An 18,027-nucleotide genomic window follows, 5' to 3' on the forward strand; every position below is an offset into this window, starting at 1 on the left:
TCTGCATTCCAACCCTTCTCAATGTTGCGGTAGGTACCGGAACAGATGCCGCAGATGCTTGTGAGCATGCCGCAGCCAGCGGGCCTCGGAGGTGTACCCGAGCAGCGCCTGGATCACCGCCAGGTTTACCAGTTCGGCGTCGGTCAACTGCGGGGCGAATCCGATCTCCGGGCGTCGTGGGGCCAGGTCGGGTCGGGTGCGGCGCAGCCGCGCACCACATCCCTGGGAACCAATCATCCAGGCCCGCAATGCGTTCAGGATGACGGTGCCATCGATGTGCCGATCCAGCCTCGTCAGTGGCTGGTGACGCCGCTGAGTTCGTTCAAGGCAGCGGCCAGTGTGGTGGTCGCCGCGACCGCGCCGGTGATGAGGTCGATTCGGATGCCGATCACGTGTCTTGCCCGGTCCGCTCGTGCTTCTGGATGAAGTCGTCGATCAACATGTTCACCCTGTCCGGCACTTCCAGCGCGACGAGGTGTGCAGCGTCCTCGATGAGGACGAACTCCGAGTTCGGTATGACCGCCGCCATCCGCTGCACCTCCGCAGGGGGGAACGTTACGTCTTCCCGTCCCGCAATGATCAACGTCGGGGTACGGATCGTGGCCAGCAGGTCACGTTGATCCGGCCGGAGCGGCACCACGCTGCGCACCGCCTTCACAAGCGACGCCGCGTCCTGACGGCGGGCGACATCCACGATCAGGGGACCCGTCGCAGGGCGCGTCTTCCGCGAGGTCGGACCGAGAAACGCGCCGACCACGGATCTGGTCAGCGGCGGACGGATTCCTCCCATCATCCGTATAATCGTCACAAGCGCGGCGTACTCGACCTTCTGCCGAGTCGGCGCAGGCGAGGCGGTGCCGTTCATCAGGATGCTGCATCCCACCCGCTCGGGATGCCGCGCGGCGAAAGTCGCGCCGACCATCGCGCCCCAGGAGTTCCCCAGCACATGTGTTCGCTCGAAACCGAGCGCATCGAGAATCTGGACGATGCACGTAGCGCATTCGTCAAAGGTGAATGTGCTGGCGAGCCGACTGCTCTGCCCATGACCGGGCGGGTCGAGCGCGATCGTTGTGAACCGGGTCGAGAGATGGTCGACCTGAGCATCCCAGAGGGAGTGGTCCATCAACAGGCTCGGCCACATCAAGATGGGATCTCCTGACCCGCTCAGCCGAACCCTGACCGTGCCCAACTGCGTGGGAATGTATTGATCTTCGACTACCACGGACCACCGCCTTCCATCACTGCGCTATTGCTCTTTCTATACCACGCCATTTTTTCCTGGTATCGCCGCAGCGGAGCGGTCCGTGTGCCGGCACATCACACACAATTGCCGATCGCCGATGTCGAATACGCGGTCATGGAATGGGTTGGCCGGCACAACAGCTCGCGTGGGTTTCGTTTCGGCTCCGCGGGCCATTGAACCGTCACGAGTTCGGGACTAAACGTTGCGCACGATCGCAAGAATGCTGCGTCCACCGACAAGATGACCGCAGCGTATTGCCCTGACATCAGGTGCTGGCGGCAGTGCCGGATTATGCTGTGGCTACACCGAATCGCGACATGCCTCGCGCGCTCCGGTGCGGATCGGATCAGGGAGCAGAAAGTGAGCGCCGGTGAGCGACAGAGCCGTTTTCGTCGAGACCGCCATGACGCGCACCGTCGCACCGAGGGAACGCACGGAGTACTGGTCCGAGCTGATCAACTCGTACCATCGACGTTTGGGTTATGCGTTCCCTCGTGGCGGCGACTTCGACGGCCGAACGACCTTGCGGCGCACCAGTGACTACCAGATCGTCGGCTGGCAATCCGACGCCGTCACCTATTACCGCACCCACGGACATATACGGGGCGATTCCGACGACAATTTCCGGTTGCTGCTGCCAATCGCCGGACCGGTCGATCTCTGGCAGGCCGACCAACATATGCGCCTGCCACCGGGTGTCGGTTGCTTGGTGAGCATCGACCAGCCGTTCGCGTTCGCGCTAGGTGATGACACCAAGGGATTGCTTATGACCATTCCCCGCCGCGAAGTCGACCACCGCCTCGGCCGCGCCCAGTTGTCGGCGGCCCATCCTACCGACCTCACCTCCGGACTGGGGCGCGTGGTCGCAGACCTGGTTGCCGGGCTGTTCGACGAGGGCAGTAGTCTCACCCGCCATCAGTTCGACACCGTCTCCGCACGCGCGGTGGAGCTGCTCTGCATGCACATCGTCGGTGATCAGTCCACCGGACCCAGCCATCTCGCCGACCTGGAAGCCACGGTCCGGCACTATGTCCGCTCCCACATCACCGACCTCGACCTGACCGGCGCGACCATCGCCCGCGCGCTCGGCTGGTCGGTCCGGCAGGTACAGCTCGCGCTCCAGCAAGCCGGCACCACACCACGCGAACTGATCAAGGAAGAACGTCTACAGGTGGCATATTCGCGCTTGCGTAATCCCGCCTACCGTGACTGGAGCATCGCCTCCATAGCCATCGGACTGGGCTTCGGCTCAGCCAGTGCTTTCAGTACCGCGTTCCGTCAGCGCTTCGCCGCCAGCCCGCGCGATATCCGCCACGCGGGAAAATGATGGTGCCGCGGCTACGGTGTCCGTTACGTGGTGTCTTGCCGAGTGGTGGTCTCGGGCTGTAATGGTGGCAATGTTCAGGCGGCTGGGGTGAGGGTGACCGTATAGCCGAGAGCTTCGAGCTGGCGAATATGGTTGCGTTTCTTGCTGTTCGGGTTGACATGGCGGCCGAAATGATCGGCGCCGAGATCGTGGAATCGGGTGTCGGGGTTGGGTAGCAGATGCCAGACGGCCTGCCGGCGCCACCGTCAGCCGACGCGCTCGAGCGGTGCGGAGTCGATGGCAAAGTCGGCGGCGGTGGCCGTGCGCACCTCGTCGACGGTGACTCCCGGTACCGTGTCCACCAGCAGCAGACCATGTTCGGTGACGTCGAGCACCGCCATATCGGTGATGATGCGATGCACGCAGCCCAGGCCGGTGAGCGGCAGAGTGCACTGCTCGAGGATCTTGGGTTCGCCCCTGCGGGAGACGTGTTCCATCATCACGATCACGCGGCGGGCGCCGTGCACCAGATCCATCGCGCCGCCCATGCCCTTGACCATTGCGCCGGGAATCATCCAGTTGGCCAGGTCACCGCGGGCGCTGACCTGCATGGCGCCGAGCACGGCGACGTCGACCTGCCCGCCGCGGATCATGCCGAACGACTGTGCGGAGTCGAAATAGGAGGCGCCGGGCAGCACGGTGATGGTCTCCTTGCCCGCGTTGATCAGTTCAGGATCGAGTTCGTCCTCGGTCGGATACGGGCCGACACCGAGCACGCCGTTCTCCGAGTGCAGCACTACGGTGATGTCGTCGGACAGATAATTCGGCACCAACGTGGGCATGCCGATCCCGAGGTTGACATATTGGCCGTCCGCGAGTTCCGCGGCAACCCGGGCCGCCATCTGTTCACGAGTCAGCTTCATGGGCGCACCGTCCTGTTCTCGATTCCGACCTCGACCTTGCCCACGGGCACGACGCGCTGCACATGGATACCCGGGGTGTGCACCTCGTCCGGGTCGAGCTCGCCCGGCTCCACCAGATATTCGACCTGGGCGATGGTGATACGGCCCGCGGTGGCGGCGGGTGGATTGAAGTTGCGGGCGCTGGCCCGGTACACCAGATTGCCGTGCCGGTCGCCCTTCCAAGCATGTACCAAGGCGTAGTCGGTGACGATGCCGCGCTCCATCACATAGGTGACCCCGTCGAAGACGCGGGTCTCCTTCGGCGGGCTCGCGATCGCTATGCCACCGTTGCCGTCGTAGCGCAGTGGAAGTCCACCCTCGGCGACCTGGGTACCAACACCCGCGGGGGTGAAGAAGGCCGGGATGCCCGCACCACCGGCTCGCATGCGTTCGGCGAGGGTGCCCTGCGGTGTCAGTTCCACCTCGAGCTCACCCGCCAGATACTGGCGCGCGAACTCCTCGTTGGAGCCGACGTAGGAGCTGATGGTGCGCAGGATCCGATGCGCGGCGAGAAGCACACCGAGCCCGAAACCCGAAGTGCCGCAATTATTGCTGACCACTTCCAAACCGGTGGCACCCTGCACGAGCAGCGCGTTGATGAGCACTTCGGGAACTCCGACGAGGCCGAATCCACCTACGGCGAGCGAGGCGCCATCCGGTATGTCCGCGACCGCGTCGGCGGCCGCGGCAATGACTTTGTCCATCACGAGCACCACCATAACCGAAACTGTGCGTATTGTGAACATTGATCCGCATAGCGAACATTTCTGCCGTCGTACGTTGCCCAGGGCACACGGCGAGCCCTATGATGTTCGTATACCGCAAAGATGTCCACATTCCGAACGTGAGGTCTCTAGCATGCTCCACCTGCCATCGCGGTACCGCCGGATCGAGAAGGACGAGGAGGCGCCCCTCGACTTTCCGGACTACCGGACGACCGCTCTACGCCACCCGAAGCAGCCGCTGAACCCGCTGCCGCAGGGGCTCGGCGAGTTGACCGGTCCGGTGCTCGGCGAAGGCCGGGTCACCGCCGCGGACGCCAATCTCACCCTCGTCAACGGCGGCGAGGCCATCGGGCAGCGCATCGTCGTCCACGGCCGCGTGCTGGACAGCGACCGCAAACCGGTACCGAACACCTTGGTCGAGATCTGGCAGGCCAATGCCGCGGGACGCTATCGGCACCAGGACGACCAGTGGCCGGCACCGCTGGATCCGCACTTCGACGGTGTGGGCCGGGCCTTGACCGACACCGACGGCCACTACTCGTTCACAACGATCAAGCCCGGCGCCTACCCGTGGAGCAATCACTACAACGCATGGCGACCGGCACACATCCATTTCTCCCTGTTCGGCCGGGCATTCACCCAGCGCCTGGTCACCCAGATGTACTTCCCGGACGATCCGCTGTTCTTCCAGGACCCGATCTACAACTCGGTGCCCGACGGCGCCCGCCAGCGCATGATCAGCGTGTTCGACTACGCCGCTACCACCGACAACTGGGTGATCGGCTTCCGCTTCGATATCGTCCTGCGTGGCCGCGACGAGACCCCGTTCGAGAGCGACGACCACGATGAGTGACACCGGCTTCGCACCCCGATACCCCGTCGTTCCCGGCGACTTCAGTACCGTCGAATTCGGACCCACCCCTTCCCAGACCGTGGGCCCCTACCTGCACATCGGCCTGCCATGGCCGGACGGACCCGAAGTGGTCACGCCCGGCTCCGAGAGCACGATCACGATCTCGGTCACGGTGATCGACGGCCGACGCGAACCGGTCGCCGACGCGCTCGTCGAACTCTGGCAAGCCAATGCCGACGGTGTCTTCGCGCACCCGGACGATCCACGGCCGCAAACGAATCCGGCCTTTCGCGGATTCGGGCGCTGTCCCGCCGACACCGCAGGCACCGCCCGGTTCACCACCGTCAAACCAGGCGCCAACCCGGCAGGCGACGGCACGACCGAGGCGCCGCACCTGAACGTGTCGATCTTCGCGCGCGGCATACTGAACCGGCTCATCACCCGGCTGTATTTCCCGGACGAGGCCGCCGCCAACGCCGCCGACCCGGTGCTCGGATCACTGCCGGAATTTCAGCGGCCCAAGCTGATCGCCACCGCGACCGACGACGGCTACCACCTCGACATCGTCGTGCAGGACCCGAACCCGGACGGCGATGAGACGCCGTTCTTCTACGCCTAGGAGCCCTGCGTGTCGCGTGGAGAGCTGTTCGATCCCCTGTTCGGGGCCGCCGCAGTCGGAGCCGCATTATCCGACCGCGCTTGGATCACGGCACTGCTGGATGTGGAGGCGGCACTGGCGCGGGCCGAGGCCGAACTCGGTGTCATCGAGTCCGGGCACGCGGCCGCCATCGACGCGGCCGCGAAAGAGCTGGCCGACAGCACCGACCCTGCCGAATTGGGGCGGGCGGCAGTGGCAGGCGGCAACCCGGTGATTCCGCTGGTCGGACAGCTGCGTGCGGCATGCGCGGCGGCGGGGGTGCCCGCGTCCGCCGTGCACAAGGGCGCCACCAGCCAGGACATCTCCGATACCGCGCTGATGCTGCTCGCCCGGCGCGCCGGTGTCCTCGTGGTCACGGATCTGCAGGCCGCCGCCGACGCCGCGGCGACACTGGCGCGCGTGCACCGCGACACCTCGATGGCCGCCCGCACGCTCGGGCAGCAGGCCCTGCCCACCACCTTCGGCGCACTGGCAGCGACCTGGTGCGCGGGCCTCGACCGCGCCGCGGGCGGACTCACCGCGGTGCTGGCCGAGCTGCCGGTGCAATTCGGTGGCGCCGCGGGCACGCTCGCGGCACTGCACCCCAGCGGCCTGGCTGTCGCCGCCGAACTGGCCGCCGAACTCGGACTGGCCGATCAGGGCATCCCGTGGCATGCCGAGCGGACACGGATCGGTGAACTGGCCGCCGCGCTCGGTGTTGCCGCGGGGGCGATCGCCAAGACCACTACCGACATCATCGCGCTGGCCGCCACCGAGGTCGGCGAGGTCAGTGAGGACTCCCCCGGCGGCTCCTCGGCCATGCCGCACAAGCGCAACGCGATCGCCGCGATCGCCGCTCGGGCGGCGGCCCGCCGGGTGCCAGGACTGGTTGCCGACGCCCTCGGGTCGATGGATCACGAACTGCAGCGCGCCGCCGGTGCCTGGCACGCCGAATGGGAGACGATCACCGACCTGCTGCGGGTCACCGGCGGTGCCGCGCATCGCTTGGCGCAGAGCCTGACCGGCCTGCACGTGCACCCGGAGGCGATGGCCCGCAATCTTGCCGCCAGCAAGGGACTACTGCTCGCGGAGCGGGTCACTGGGGCGCTCTCGGCGCATACCGACGCGGCACGCGAGATCGTCACCGCCGCCGCCACCAAGGAAAACCCCGAAATTGCTACCGATCCCGCCATCACCGAGTACCTGGGAGCGGACAGGTTGCGCGAATTGCTCGACGCCACCGAATATCTCGGTCACGCTCGCGAACTCGTCGATCGGATGCTGACCGACCGCGGCGGCGTGGACCGACTCGAAGCCCGCACTGTCCCCCCGGCAGCCGGAGATCCGGGACCGACCGCGACGGAGGCATCATCGTGAGCGTTGCACTCGCACATCACCGAACCGGACCGGACGGCGGCGGCCCGACCGTGGTGCTGCTCGGGTCGCTCGGATCCGATCGCACCATGTGGGACCCACAGGTTGCCGCGCTGTCGGCCGCGCACGAGGTGATCGCCGTGGATCTGCGCGGTCACGGCGAATCCCCTACGCCCGCAGGGCCATACACGATCGATGAACTGGCCGCTGACGTCCTCGCACTACTCGATCGACTCGACCGCGGCGCGGTGCACCTGGTCGGGCTGTCGCTCGGCGGCGCGGTCGCGCAGTGGATCGCCACGCACGCACCGACTCGGGTGCGGACGCTGACACTGCTATGCACGGCCGCGAAATTCGGTGCGGCGCCAGGGTGGCTGGACCGCGCGGCGACGGTCCGGGCGAACGGCACCGCGGCGATCGCCGAAACGGTGGTGGCCCGCTGGTTCTCCGACGGACTGGCCGAACGGGATCCAGCGCTCATCGCCCACAGCCGGACCATGGTCGCGGACACCGATGCCGAAGGCTATGCCGCCTGCTGCGAGGCGATCGCGAGCTGGGACGGCCGCGCGGATCTGGCCCGCATCACAGCTCCCACCCTGGTGATCGCGGGTGCGCAGGATCCAGCCACCACCCCGGCGGATCTGCGCCTCATCGCCGAGGGCATCGCGAATTCCGCACTGCACGTGCTGGATCCGGCCGCGCACCTGGCCAGCGTCGAGCAGGCTGGACCGGTGTCGGCCCTGATCGCCGCGCACATCGCCGGTCCGGCGCAGCGCGCAGCCGCATTCGATGCGGGGATGTGGGTGCGCCGGTCGGTGCTCGGCGACGCGCACGTGGATCGCGCGAACGCCGCCACTACCGAATTCACTGCTCCGTTTCAGGATTTCATCACCCGCACCGCATGGGGCGATGTATGGCACAGACCCGGGCTCGGCCAGCACACCCGGCGCCTGTTGACGCTGGCCATTCTCACTGCGGTCGGCAACACGCACGAACTGGATATGCACATCCGCGCGGCGCTGCGGGCCGGTGTGGCGCCCGCCGAACTCGGGGAGGTGTTCCTGCACACCGCGATCTATGCGGGCGTGCCGAACAGTAACCTCGCCTTCGGACTCGGCAAAGCGGCGCTCGCGGAGGGTGTCGGACCGGCCGGGTCCACCGCAGAGGAGGAACCGCACCGACCATGACCGAACCATCACCGGAGTATGTGCAATCGTTGGGCCGCGGGCTGGCTGTCATTCGGTCCTTCGACGCCGAACACCCGCGCCGCACCCTCAGCGACGTCGCCAAAGCCACCGACCTGACTCGGGCCACCGCCCGGCGCTTCCTGCTCACCCTGGTCGAACTCGGCTATGTTCGCACCGACGGTTCCCTGTTCTGGTTGACGCCTCGCGTGCTGGAGCTCGGCTACAGCTACCTTTCCAGTCTCACGCTGCCGGACGTAGCAGGGCCCCATCTGGAATCGCTGGCCAAGCAGGTGCACGAGTCGACCTCGGTGTCCGTCCTGGATGGTGCGGACGTGGTGTATGTCGCGCGGGTCCCGGTCAGCCGGATCATGACGGTGTCGATCAATATCGGCACCCGCTTCCCCGCGTACGTCGCCTCGATGGGCCGGGTGCTGTTGGCCGGACTCTCCGACGCCGCGCTCGAGGACTACCTCACGCGCGTCATGCTCGCCCCGCTCACCGGACGGACCATCATCACCGTCGACGGATTGCGCAAGGAAGTGGCCAAGGTACGCGCCGACGGCTATTGCGTCGTCGACCAGGAACTCGAGGAGGGGCTGCGGTCACTGGCCGCACCGATCCGCGACCACGCCGGCACGGTGATCGCCGCGGTCAACATCTCCACCCAGGCCGCCCGATACTCGGCCGCGGCCGTGCGCAAGGATCTGGTTCCGCCGCTGCTGGCGGCCGCCGAGGCCATCGCTCTCGATCTCACCCGCGTCCAAACGCAAGCGTGAATCCCCTTCCACCGCAAAGGAACTGTCATGCCCGAAGCCGTCATCTGCGAGCCGCTGCGGACCCCGGTCGGCCGTTTCGGCGGAGTCTTCAAGGACATTCCGCCGGAGACCCTCGCCGCAACAGTCATCTCCGAGCTGCTGTCGCGCACCGGAATCGACGGCAGCCAGGTCGATGACGTCATCCTCGGCCAGGCCTCACCCAACGGCGAAGCCCCCGCGATCGGCCGCGTAGCCGCGCTCGACGCCGGACTCGGCGTCGAGGTGCCCGGCCTTCAGGTGGATCGGCGCTGCGGATCCGGGCTACAGGCCATCCTCCATGCCTGCATGCAGGTCACCACCGGTGGCAGCGACCTGGTGCTGGCGGGCGGTGTCGAATCGATGAGCCAGGCCGAGTTCTATGCGACCGGCATGCGCTGGGGGATCAAGGGCGATGGCGTAGCGCTCAGCGACCGACTGGCCCGGGCCCGAGTCACCGCGGGCGGCAAGAACTTCCCGGTCCCCGGCGGCATGATCCACACCGCCGAGCACCTACGCGCCGAATTCGCTATCAGCCGAACTGATCAGGATGCCTTCGCCGTCCAATCGCATCAGCGCGCCGTCGCCGCCCAAACCTCCGGACGGTTTGCCGAGGAAATCGTGGGAGTGGCGGTACCGCAACGTAAATCCGATCCGCTCCTGGTCGACACCGACGAACACCCGCGCGCCGACACCACCCTGGAAACTCTGGCCGCACTGCGTCCGATTCGCGCGAGCATCGACCCGGACTCGACCGTCACCGCGGGCAACGCCAGCGGCCAGAACGACGGCGCCGCGGTGTGCATCGTGACGACGATGGAGAAGGCCCGAGAACTCGGATTGCGCCCGCTGGCCCGGCTCGCCTCATGGGCGGTGGCCGGAGTCCCCCCGCGCACCATGGGCATCGGACCGGTACCCGCCACCGAAAAGGCCCTGGCCCGGCTGAACCTCACCCTCGACGACATGGATGTCCTCGAGCTGAACGAGGCCTTCGCCGCCCAGACCCTCGCGGTACTGCGCGCGTGGAAGCTCGAGCCCGATGACAATCGATTGAATCCCAACGGTTCCGGCATCTCCCTCGGCCACCCGGTCGGCGCTACCGGCGCCCGCATCCTGGCCACCCTGCTGCGCGAACTCGACCGACGCGAGGGTCGATACGGCCTGGAAACCATGTGCATCGGCGGCGGACAAGGATTGGCGGCGGTCTTCGAACGACTGGTCTAGTCATGCGTGCGGAGGTCGAAGGCCGCCGCGGTGGCGGGTGTCCAGGCCGAACCGATCCAGATCACATACGCATCTGGGCGGAGAGCCGGACAGCGGCGTTGGCCTCGCCGTAGCCCGAATAGTCGCCGACTCGCTGCGCGACCTCGAAGAACAGATCGGCGCCCACGGTCCGGGTGAAGAGGTGGAAGAACTCGCCTTTGTCGGTGGCGTCGTAGAGGATGCCATCGGTCCGCATGCGGGTGAGCAGGTCGGGAGCCAGATCGAATCGAGCTCGCAGGTCTTCGTAGTAGTTGCCCGAGATCGGTAGCGGTACATAGCCGTTGGCGCGCATGCCGGCCGCGGTGGCGAAGATGTCGGTACACGAGAACGCGATGTGGCCGATGCCGCCGCGCCGTGGCGCGGGCAGGTCCGCTGTGCCGGAGACGCTGCCAGGCACCATGTTCAGCAGGATGCGCACGGTGCTCTCCGCCGCGCCCGTCCCACTGGTCAGGGTCAACGCCTGCGAGTGGATCAGGCCCATGGCATCGGCGACGGCGAGGCCCTCGTGCGGCTGCATGCCGAATACCGAGCGCAACAGCAGCATGATGCCGTCCCAACTGTCGGCGGGTACCGCCAGTGCGATGTGGTCGACACCGGTGAGCAACGGTCCCTGTCCGAGCCACCGCGCCTCGTGGCGCGGGTAGATTTCGAATGCCGACAGCCATGCCACCGCGCTGGCCGGTCCGCGCAGGTCCAGCGAGGTCGCGTCGGTCACCTTGAGCCGCACCACATCCGAGCCCGGGCCGTGGTCGGCACCGGGCAGCTCAACCTCGTGTGCGGGCACCTCGAGCGCCCGCGCCCGGCGCGCCCACGCCTCCGGATCGTCGGAGCGGATGCCGATCTGGGTGAGTGCGGGCAGATCGGCGGGGATGCCGGGCGCGGTCCAGACAGTGCCGGGGGTGGCGTCGACCGCGATGGTGAGCGCGCCGTGCCGCCACAGTTGTAAATCGTGGTCGCGGTGCCGGCCGACCAAATGGAAGCCGATATGCGCCAAGGCCGCGGACAGCTCGGTCTCCATGCCGGGTCCGGCCGCGAATCGCAGCGACACCACCCCATCGATCGGTGCCCGCGGCGGAGGGTCGAACAGTTCGAGTCCGAGAGCGTCCGATTCGGCGGCCTGCACATGGGCCACCCGCTCTTGCAGGTGCAGTAGCGAGCGGTGCGCGTCGACGGCGGTGCGCCCGGTCGCCGCCTGCCGGAACACATCGTTGAACACCTCCAACGACCACGGGCCGGTGTAACCGGAGGCCTGCACGTGCGCGCCGAAGGTGGCGAGGTCGAAGTTGCCCTGTCCGGGAAAGTTGCGGTGATGCCTGCTCCACGAAAGCACGTCCATCGACAGCCGGGGCGCGTCGGCAAGTTGCAGGAAGAAGATCTTCTCGCCGGGGATGTCGCGGATCCCGCTGGGATCGTCGCCGCGGGAGAGGATGTGGAAGCTGTCCAGGCAGGTGCCCAGCGCCGGGTGGTCGGCATCATCGACGATCCGCCAGGCATGCCGATAGGTGTCGACGTGGGCGCCCCACGCCAGCGCCTCGTAGGCGATGCGCAGTCCGCGCCGGTGTGCACGCTTCGCGAGCTCACAGAGTTGCTCGGCCAGCCGCGCGTCGTCGCGCACCGCGGTGGGCAGCGGCGAGGAGCAGACGAGCATTGTCTCGCAGCCCAGCACCTGCATCAGATCGAATTTGCTTTCCGCGCGCACCAGATTGCGCAGGAACTGCTCGCGGTCCACCGAATCCAGGTCGCGGAACGGCTGGTAGAGGTCGATGCTCAGGCCCAGAGCGGCTGCCATGGCCCGTAACTCGGCAGGAGTCAGCGCCGAGCTCACGAAATCCGGCTCGAACACCTCGAATCCGTCGAAGCCTGCCTCGGCGATGGCGGTGAGTTTGTCCTCGAGTGAGCCGCTCAACGACACCGTCGCCACCGAGGTGCGTACCCGCGCCGCGGGCCGACCCGGCGCCCGACCACCATCTCTCATCGAATCGGTACGCGATACCGGATTCATCGGACCGCCTCCAATTCCTCGCGTCCCACCAGGTCGGTCAGGTGCGCGTACATCCGGCCGGCGTCGGGTTCGATGCCGGTGAAGATGCGGAACGCGTCCGCCGCCTGATAGACGGCCATCCCGCCGCCACCGAGCGTGCGGGCGCCGGCGCCGCGGGCCGCCCGCAGCAGTTCGGTGTCCAGCGGCCGGTAGACCACCTCGGCCACCCACAGGTCCGGTCGAAGCAGCGCGGCGGGCACAGCGGATCCTGGGTGCCCGGCCATGCCCATCGGCGTCGCGTGCACCAGGCCATCGGCGTCCGCGAGCCACGCGGGCAGGTCGGCGGGGTCGACGATCTCGAGGCGAGCCGCCGGGAACAACGCCGCCAGCGAGTCGGCCAACCGCCGCGCGCGATCGTGCTCATGGTCGATGAGCACCAGATTCCGAGTCTCGCGGGTCAGCAGGGCGTAGGCGACCGCCGCACCGGCACCGCCCGCGCCGAGCTGAACGACGCGCTCCCGGCGGGCGCCGGACAGCCCGCGGTCGAAGTTGCGGCCGAAGCCGGTCCAGTCGGTGTTGTAGCCGATGGCTCGCCCCTCGTCGAAGAGCACCGTGTTCACCGCACCCAGCCGCGCCGCGTCGGGTACGAGTTCATCGAGGCATTCGATGACCGCCTGCTTGCACGGGTGGGTGATGTTCAGGCCGCGGAAACCGAGGTCACGCGCGCCGCGCACCAGCCGGGGCAGGTCGGCCACGGTCAACCCGAGCAGATCGAGGTCGACGATCCGGTACACGTAGGCCAGCCCTTGCCTGCTGCCCTCGGCCTCGTGCATCGGCGGGGTCAGCGAGGGCCCGATACCGGTCCCGATGAGGCCACAAACCACGGAATCGGTCACGGGAATCTCCTGGTTGTCGACGACGGGCTAATGTACGAACTAGTGAGTTAATTAATGCTCAGCGTACCGCCCCGGTCAAGTCACCAGAAGTCGGGTGGACCCTCGGATCGCTAGAGTTGACCCATGCCCGCGAACAACATCAGCCTCGACAAACCCGTCAAACGCAGGCGAAACAGTGATCGCACCAAGGAGAACATCCTGGAGGTGGCGACCAAGGAATTCGCGGACAACGGGTACGCCGGCGCACGGGTGGATCTGATCGCCGAGCGCACGCACACTACGAAGCGGATGATCTACTACTACTTCACCGACAAAGAGGGGCTCTACCAGGCGGTTCTAGAACGGTCCTACGGTGCGATCCGGGCGCTGGAACGTGAACTCGACACCTCCGGACTCGGCCCGACCGAGGCGATCCGGGCCGTCGCCGAGCTCACCTTCGACCACCATGAGCAGCACCCCGACTTCATCCGCTTGGTAGCCACCGAGAACATGCTGCACGGTGAGCACATCCGCCGGTCCGAGGTCCTCAAGCGACTCGGCGCCCCCGCCGCCGACCTGCTGTCCACCATTCTCACCGAGGGTCAGCACGCCGGGTTGTTCCGCACCGATGTCGACGCCCTCGATGTGCACATGATCATCAGCAGCTTCTGCGTATTCCGGGTCGCCAACCGCCACACCTGGCAGGCACTGTTCGGTCGCGACATGATCGCCCCCGAGTCGCGCGAGCATCAACGCCGCATCCTCGCCGATATGGTTGCCGCATTCCTGCGGCCATCTACCGACTGAACGGCACTTCGCCCAAGCCTCACACACAACCGGCTACTCCCCTACGAGCAGCCGGTTGTGGCATCTAATGAACTATTTAGTTAATACTGTTGCTCCGGCCCCGTGACGTGGGTTACATTCGGTTCGCCGCAATACGCACAGCCGTTCACTATCCGAACATTTGCGGTGGCAGGACATCAGGAGACGACATGACCGCCAGCACGCTGGACGCGGCCGCCCCCGGCGCCGGGCGCCCGGCCGACACGACCAAGGTCAAGCGGGCCGCCATCGCCAGCTTCCTCGGAAGCATGCTCGAGTACTACGACTTCTACATCTATGCTTCGGCCGCGGCACTCGTGTTCGGCAAGGTGTTCTTCGCCAAGTCCGATCCCGCGATGGGCACGCTGCTCGCGCTGGCCACCTTCGGAGTCGCCTACATCGCCCGACCGATCGGCGCGGTACTGCTCGGCCACTTCGGCGACCGGGTGGGCCGCAAGCGCGTCATGCTATTGACACTGGTGTTGATGGGGCTGTCCACCTTCCTGATCGGCTGTCTGCCCACCTACGCCTCGGTCGGCGTCGCCGCCCCGATCCTGCTGGTGCTGTTGCGCGTGCTGCAGGGCATCTCGGCGGCGGGCGAACAGAGCGGCGCGAACGCACTGACGCTCGAGCACGCGCCCTTCGGCCGCCGCGCGTTCTTCACCAGCTGGACCCTGACCGGCACCCAGGCCGGGTTCATCCTCGCGACCATCGTGTTCCTCGCCGTGGCGAGCCTTTCCGAGCAGACACTGCTCTCGTGGGGCTGGCGGGTGCCGTTCTGGTTCAGCCTGCTGGTGGTCGTGCTCGCCTACGTCGTGCGACGCCGGCTCGACGAGCCGGAGGTGTTCCAGGAAGAACAACAGACCCATCAGGTCGCCAAGTTCCCCGTGGTCGAACTGTTCCGCACCCATTCCGCCGATGTCCTGCGCGTGCTGCTCTGCGCGTTCATCGCGGTCTGCACCACGACGTTCTCGGTCTTCGGCCTGGCCTTCGCCACCAGCAGCGAGGTCGGTCTCGGCAAGACCACCATGCTGCTGGTCGCGGTCTCGGCGAACGTGCTGGCCCTGATCATGCAGCCATCGCTGGCGCTGCTGGCCGATCGCGTCGGGCGCAAGCCGGTGTTCATTTCCGGTGTATTCGGTTGCGCCGTCATGATTTTCGTGTACTTCAAGGCCATCATGTCCGGTAACGTGCCGCTGATCTTCGTGGCCGCGTTGGTGCTCATCGGGGTCTGCTACAGCGCACCCAATGCCATCTGGCCGTCGTTCTACGCCGAGATGTTCACCACCAAGGTGCGTTTCTCCGGCATCGCCATCGGCACCCAAATAGGTTTCGCCGCATCGGGTTTCGCGCCCACAATCGCCTGGACGCTGGTCGGCGAGAGCCGCACCAACTGGCTTCCGGTGGCGGTGCTGGTCGCGGTGTGCTGTGTCGTCTCCGCGCTCTCCGCGGCGACCGCCCGCGAAACCTACCGGGTTCCGCTGACCGAACTCGGCAAGGCCTGAGACGAATCCCCCGACCGGACACAACGAGGTCTGACATACACACGAATATCCCCGCAGCGGACGGGACCAGGGCCCGTCGCGCCGCCATCGGCAGCTTCGTCGGAGCGGTGGTCGAGTGGTACGACTTCCTGCTCTACGGCATCGTCGCCGCACTGGTTTTCAAGTCCCAGTTCTTTCCGAGTGTGGCGCCGAATATCGGCATCCTGGCCGCATTCGCCACCTTCGGCGTCGGTTTTCTGTTCCGTCCGCTCGGCGGAATCGTCTTCGGGCATTTCGGAGATCGTCTGGGCCGCAAGCGAATGCTGATCTGGACCATGGTCCTCATGGGCGTCGCCACCGCCCTCATCGGCCTGGTGCCGAACTTCGCGACGATCGGCTGGTTTGCGCCGCTGGCGCTGGTGATTCTGCGCGCCATCCAGGGCTTCGCGGTCGGCGGCGAATGGGGCGGCGCCGCACTGATGGCGGTGGAAAGCGCACCGTCGAAGTGGAAGGCGTTCTACTCGAGCGGCGTCCAGGTCGGCTATTCCATCGGACTCATCCTCGCCACCGGCGCCGTATCCGCCGTCAGTGCCCTACTCGGCGATGCGGCGTTCACCACTTGGGGCTGGCGTATCCCCTTCCTGCTCAGCGCTGCACTGGTGCTGGTCGGACTGTGGATCCGCACAGGCGTCGAGGAATCACCGGTGTTCGAGCAGGCGGTCGCCGAATCGCTGACGCAGCGGAAAGCGCCGGTCATCGAGGCGATCCGCAGGCACCCCGGCGCGTTCCTGAAGATCATCGCGTTGCGGCTGGCCGAGCTGTTCACCATGTACATCGTCACGACCTTCGCGCTCAGCTACACCACCAACGAACTCGGTTACGAACGCCAGTTCATGCTGAATGTCGCACTGCTGGTCGGATTCCTCGGTATCTTCAGCATTCCCGCCTACGCCTACGCATCGGACCGCTTCGGCCGCCGCCCGATCTTCGTCACCGGCGCCGCGACCGGCGCACTCGCGGCCGTACCGTTCTTCCTCTCGCTGCAGGCCGCCGCGGTCGTGGCCATCGTGGTACTCGCGGTGATCCTGGTCAACGTGTCGCACGACATGGTGGTCAGCGTGCAGCAGCCGCTGTTCACCGAAATGTTCGGACCCGAATTGCGCTATAGCGGAGCCGGAGTCGGTTACCAGGTGGCCGCCGCCGTCGCCGGTGGTTTCACGCCGTTCATCGCTTCCGCGCTGGTCGGCTGGAACGACGGCTCCTGGTACTTCGTCGCCGCCTATCTCACCCTGGGCTGCCTGGTCTCCGCCGTCGTCGCCGCGCTGATCAAGATGGGCGGGCCGGAGGCGGAGCCCACCAGCGAAATCCCCAGTCATATCCCGCTGACGGAGGCGGCCTGAGAGACAAGCCAGGCCGGGCACCGAAACAGAATGAAAAATCAGGTGGCAGCGCGGATTTCGCCGACAGGTGCGCGCACACCCGCAGCACACAGGAGACGCCAATGGGCACCCAACAGCTCTACCTCGTCGGCTCCCACGCGTCGCAGGCTATGTCGCCCACATTGTGGACCCGGGTATTCCAGCGGTCGGGGCTCGACATCCGCTACGACGCCTGGGATGTGCCGGAGGCCACGGGTTTGGCCGAAGTGGAGCGGCGGCTGCGCGCCGGGGAGGTCTCGGCGGTGAATATCACGATGCCGCACAAGGCGTGGGCCTTCGACATCGCGGATCAGGCCGATGACGATGCTACCGCCGCGGGGGTCGCGAATCTGCTGATCGCGACCAATGGCCGTCTGCGGGCGATGAATACGGATATGACCGCGGTCCGGATGGCCACCGAGGACCGGACTTTCCGCCGGGTGCTGCTGCTCGGCGCGGGCGGCGCGGGACACGCCTTCGCTTTCGCCTTGCGCGGCCGGATCGCGGTGCTCGATATCGCCGATGCCGACGCCGACGCGGCGGTCACATTGGCGCGGGAGCTGGATGAGCGGGTCGGAGTGACGGGTGCCGTCGAGTGGGCCGCCCGCGTCGACCAGCTCGCCGATTACGACCTCGTCGTCAACGCCACACCTCTCGGCCGAAGCGGGAAATTCGATGTACTCCCCTGGGGCACAGCCGAATTGAGCCAAACGACACGCGTGTACGATTTCGTGTACTCGGACACCCCGAACTCCGTCGCCCGCTACGCCGCCGCTCACGGCACCCGTCTCATCAACGGGTGGGCACATCTGTACCTCCAAGCCGTGGGCATGCTCGCGCCGCTGAGCCTGCCGCAGCCCCTCGCGGGATTGCTGCGCGAATCGGTGACCGAACTCGGCGGTGCGATTTCCACCTGGGACCCTGACGACTGCCTCCTGGCCCCGACGCACCCCGCAGTTATGTGATGCTATGCGCGGTGGCCGAGGCTGTAGGCTTCAGGAACGGATCACTTGTCCCGCGTTGGCTAGTTGATCGAATTCCCGTACCTGGCACGGTCAGCAGCCCCGAGCGTGTGCTGTTGCCGGTCATCTCGTGCAGCGGAG

At 66.8% G+C, this 18,027-nt stretch carries 16 protein-coding genes and 1 pseudogene; 11 read left to right on the plus strand and 6 right to left on the minus strand.

The features are described 5' to 3' along the window. Positions 1 to 24: 24 nt before the first annotated feature. A pseudogene (locus OHB12_RS08640) lies at positions 25 to 237 on the minus strand (hypothetical protein); the annotation flags it as partial. A gap of 151 nt (positions 238 to 388) precedes the next feature. Continuing rightward, positions 389 to 1,222: an alpha/beta fold hydrolase gene (locus OHB12_RS08645; protein WP_327117840.1), complete on the minus strand. Its 834-nt coding sequence runs from the start codon at positions 1,220 to 1,222 to the stop codon at positions 389 to 391. Between the two features lie 391 nt (positions 1,223 to 1,613). On the opposite strand from OHB12_RS08645, the gene OHB12_RS08650 reads away from it, so the two are divergent. Further along, complete coding sequence (locus OHB12_RS08650) at positions 1,614 to 2,570, plus strand: AraC family transcriptional regulator (protein WP_327117842.1); 957 nt, start codon at positions 1,614 to 1,616, stop codon at positions 2,568 to 2,570. 245 nt (positions 2,571 to 2,815) lie between these two features. Here OHB12_RS08650 and OHB12_RS08655 read toward each other — a convergent pair whose 3' ends face one another. After that, a complete protein-coding gene (locus OHB12_RS08655; RefSeq protein WP_327117844.1) occupies positions 2,816 to 3,472 on the minus strand; it encodes a CoA transferase subunit B in 657 nt (218 codons plus the stop codon). Then, positions 3,469 to 4,215, minus strand: coding sequence for a CoA transferase subunit A (locus OHB12_RS08660; protein ID WP_327120953.1), 747 nt, complete (start codon positions 4,213 to 4,215; stop codon positions 3,469 to 3,471). The genes OHB12_RS08655 and OHB12_RS08660 overlap by 4 nt, the downstream gene beginning before the upstream one ends. A 154-nt stretch (positions 4,216 to 4,369) precedes the next feature. On the opposite strand from OHB12_RS08660, the gene pcaH reads away from it, so the two are divergent. Genes pcaH through OHB12_RS08690 form a run of 6 tightly spaced genes read left to right on the plus strand, consistent with a single transcriptional unit; the run spans position 4,370 to position 10,302 of the window. Then, on the plus strand, positions 4,370 to 5,089 hold the full coding sequence (gene pcaH, locus OHB12_RS08665) for a protocatechuate 3,4-dioxygenase subunit beta (protein WP_327117846.1): 720 nt from the start codon (positions 4,370 to 4,372) through the stop codon (positions 5,087 to 5,089). Beyond that, on the plus strand, positions 5,082 to 5,708 hold the full coding sequence (gene pcaG / locus OHB12_RS08670; RefSeq protein ID WP_327117848.1) for a protocatechuate 3,4-dioxygenase subunit alpha: 627 nt from the start codon (positions 5,082 to 5,084) through the stop codon (positions 5,706 to 5,708). The genes pcaH and pcaG overlap by 8 nt, the downstream gene beginning before the upstream one ends. Positions 5,709 to 5,717: 9 nt before the next feature. Then, positions 5,718 to 7,103: a lyase family protein gene (locus OHB12_RS08675; RefSeq protein WP_327117850.1), complete on the plus strand. Its 1,386-nt coding sequence runs from the start codon at positions 5,718 to 5,720 to the stop codon at positions 7,101 to 7,103. Next, a complete protein-coding gene (pcaDC, locus tag OHB12_RS08680; protein ID WP_327117852.1) occupies positions 7,100 to 8,287 on the plus strand; it encodes a bifunctional 3-oxoadipate enol-lactonase/4-carboxymuconolactone decarboxylase PcaDC in 1,188 nt (395 codons plus the stop codon). The genes OHB12_RS08675 and pcaDC overlap by 4 nt, the downstream gene beginning before the upstream one ends. After that, complete coding sequence (locus OHB12_RS08685; RefSeq protein ID WP_327117854.1) at positions 8,284 to 9,063, plus strand: IclR family transcriptional regulator domain-containing protein; 780 nt, start codon at positions 8,284 to 8,286, stop codon at positions 9,061 to 9,063. The genes pcaDC and OHB12_RS08685 overlap by 4 nt, the downstream gene beginning before the upstream one ends. Positions 9,064 to 9,090: 27 nt before the next feature. Further along, positions 9,091 to 10,302 carry an acetyl-CoA C-acetyltransferase gene (locus OHB12_RS08690; protein ID WP_327117856.1) on the plus strand — a complete coding sequence of 404 codons (1,212 nt, stop codon included), beginning with the start codon at positions 9,091 to 9,093 and terminating at the stop codon, positions 10,300 to 10,302. Between the two features lie 61 nt (positions 10,303 to 10,363). Here the strand turns inward: OHB12_RS08690 and OHB12_RS08695 are convergent, their stop codons facing one another. Together OHB12_RS08695 and OHB12_RS08700 are read right to left on the minus strand one after the other, a co-directional pair. Next, the gene (locus tag OHB12_RS08695; RefSeq protein ID WP_327120955.1) at positions 10,364 to 12,316 is read right to left on the minus strand and encodes a sugar phosphate isomerase/epimerase and 4-hydroxyphenylpyruvate domain-containing protein; all 1,953 of its coding nucleotides are present in this window, start codon (positions 12,314 to 12,316) and stop codon (positions 10,364 to 10,366) included. Positions 12,317 to 12,339: 23 nt separating this feature from the next. After that, positions 12,340 to 13,218 carry a shikimate dehydrogenase gene (locus tag OHB12_RS08700; protein WP_327117858.1) on the minus strand — a complete coding sequence of 293 codons (879 nt, stop codon included), beginning with the start codon at positions 13,216 to 13,218 and terminating at the stop codon, positions 12,340 to 12,342. A 123-nt stretch (positions 13,219 to 13,341) separates the two neighbouring features. On the opposite strand from OHB12_RS08700, the gene OHB12_RS08705 reads away from it, so the two are divergent. The 4 genes from OHB12_RS08705 (at position 13,342) to OHB12_RS08720 (ending at position 17,889) form a co-directional block, all read left to right on the plus strand. After that, positions 13,342 to 14,004, plus strand: a complete 663-nt coding sequence (locus OHB12_RS08705) for a TetR/AcrR family transcriptional regulator (RefSeq protein WP_327117860.1) — start codon at positions 13,342 to 13,344, stop codon at positions 14,002 to 14,004. Positions 14,005 to 14,192: 188 nt separating this feature from the next. Next, positions 14,193 to 15,527, plus strand: coding sequence for an MFS transporter (locus OHB12_RS08710; protein ID WP_327117861.1), 1,335 nt, complete (start codon positions 14,193 to 14,195; stop codon positions 15,525 to 15,527). 35 nt (positions 15,528 to 15,562) lie between these two features. Beyond that, entirely contained in the window at positions 15,563 to 16,906 is a 1,344-nt protein-coding gene (gene shiA, locus OHB12_RS08715; protein ID WP_327120957.1) for a shikimate transporter, read from the plus strand. A 101-nt stretch (positions 16,907 to 17,007) separates the two neighbouring features. Next, complete coding sequence (locus OHB12_RS08720; protein WP_327117862.1) at positions 17,008 to 17,889, plus strand: hypothetical protein; 882 nt, start codon at positions 17,008 to 17,010, stop codon at positions 17,887 to 17,889. Positions 17,890 to 18,027 lie beyond the last annotated feature (138 nt).

Origin of the sequence: Nocardia sp. NBC_01730, from assembly GCF_035920445.1 — a bacterium.
Lineage (GTDB): Bacteria > Actinomycetota > Actinomycetes > Mycobacteriales > Mycobacteriaceae > Nocardia.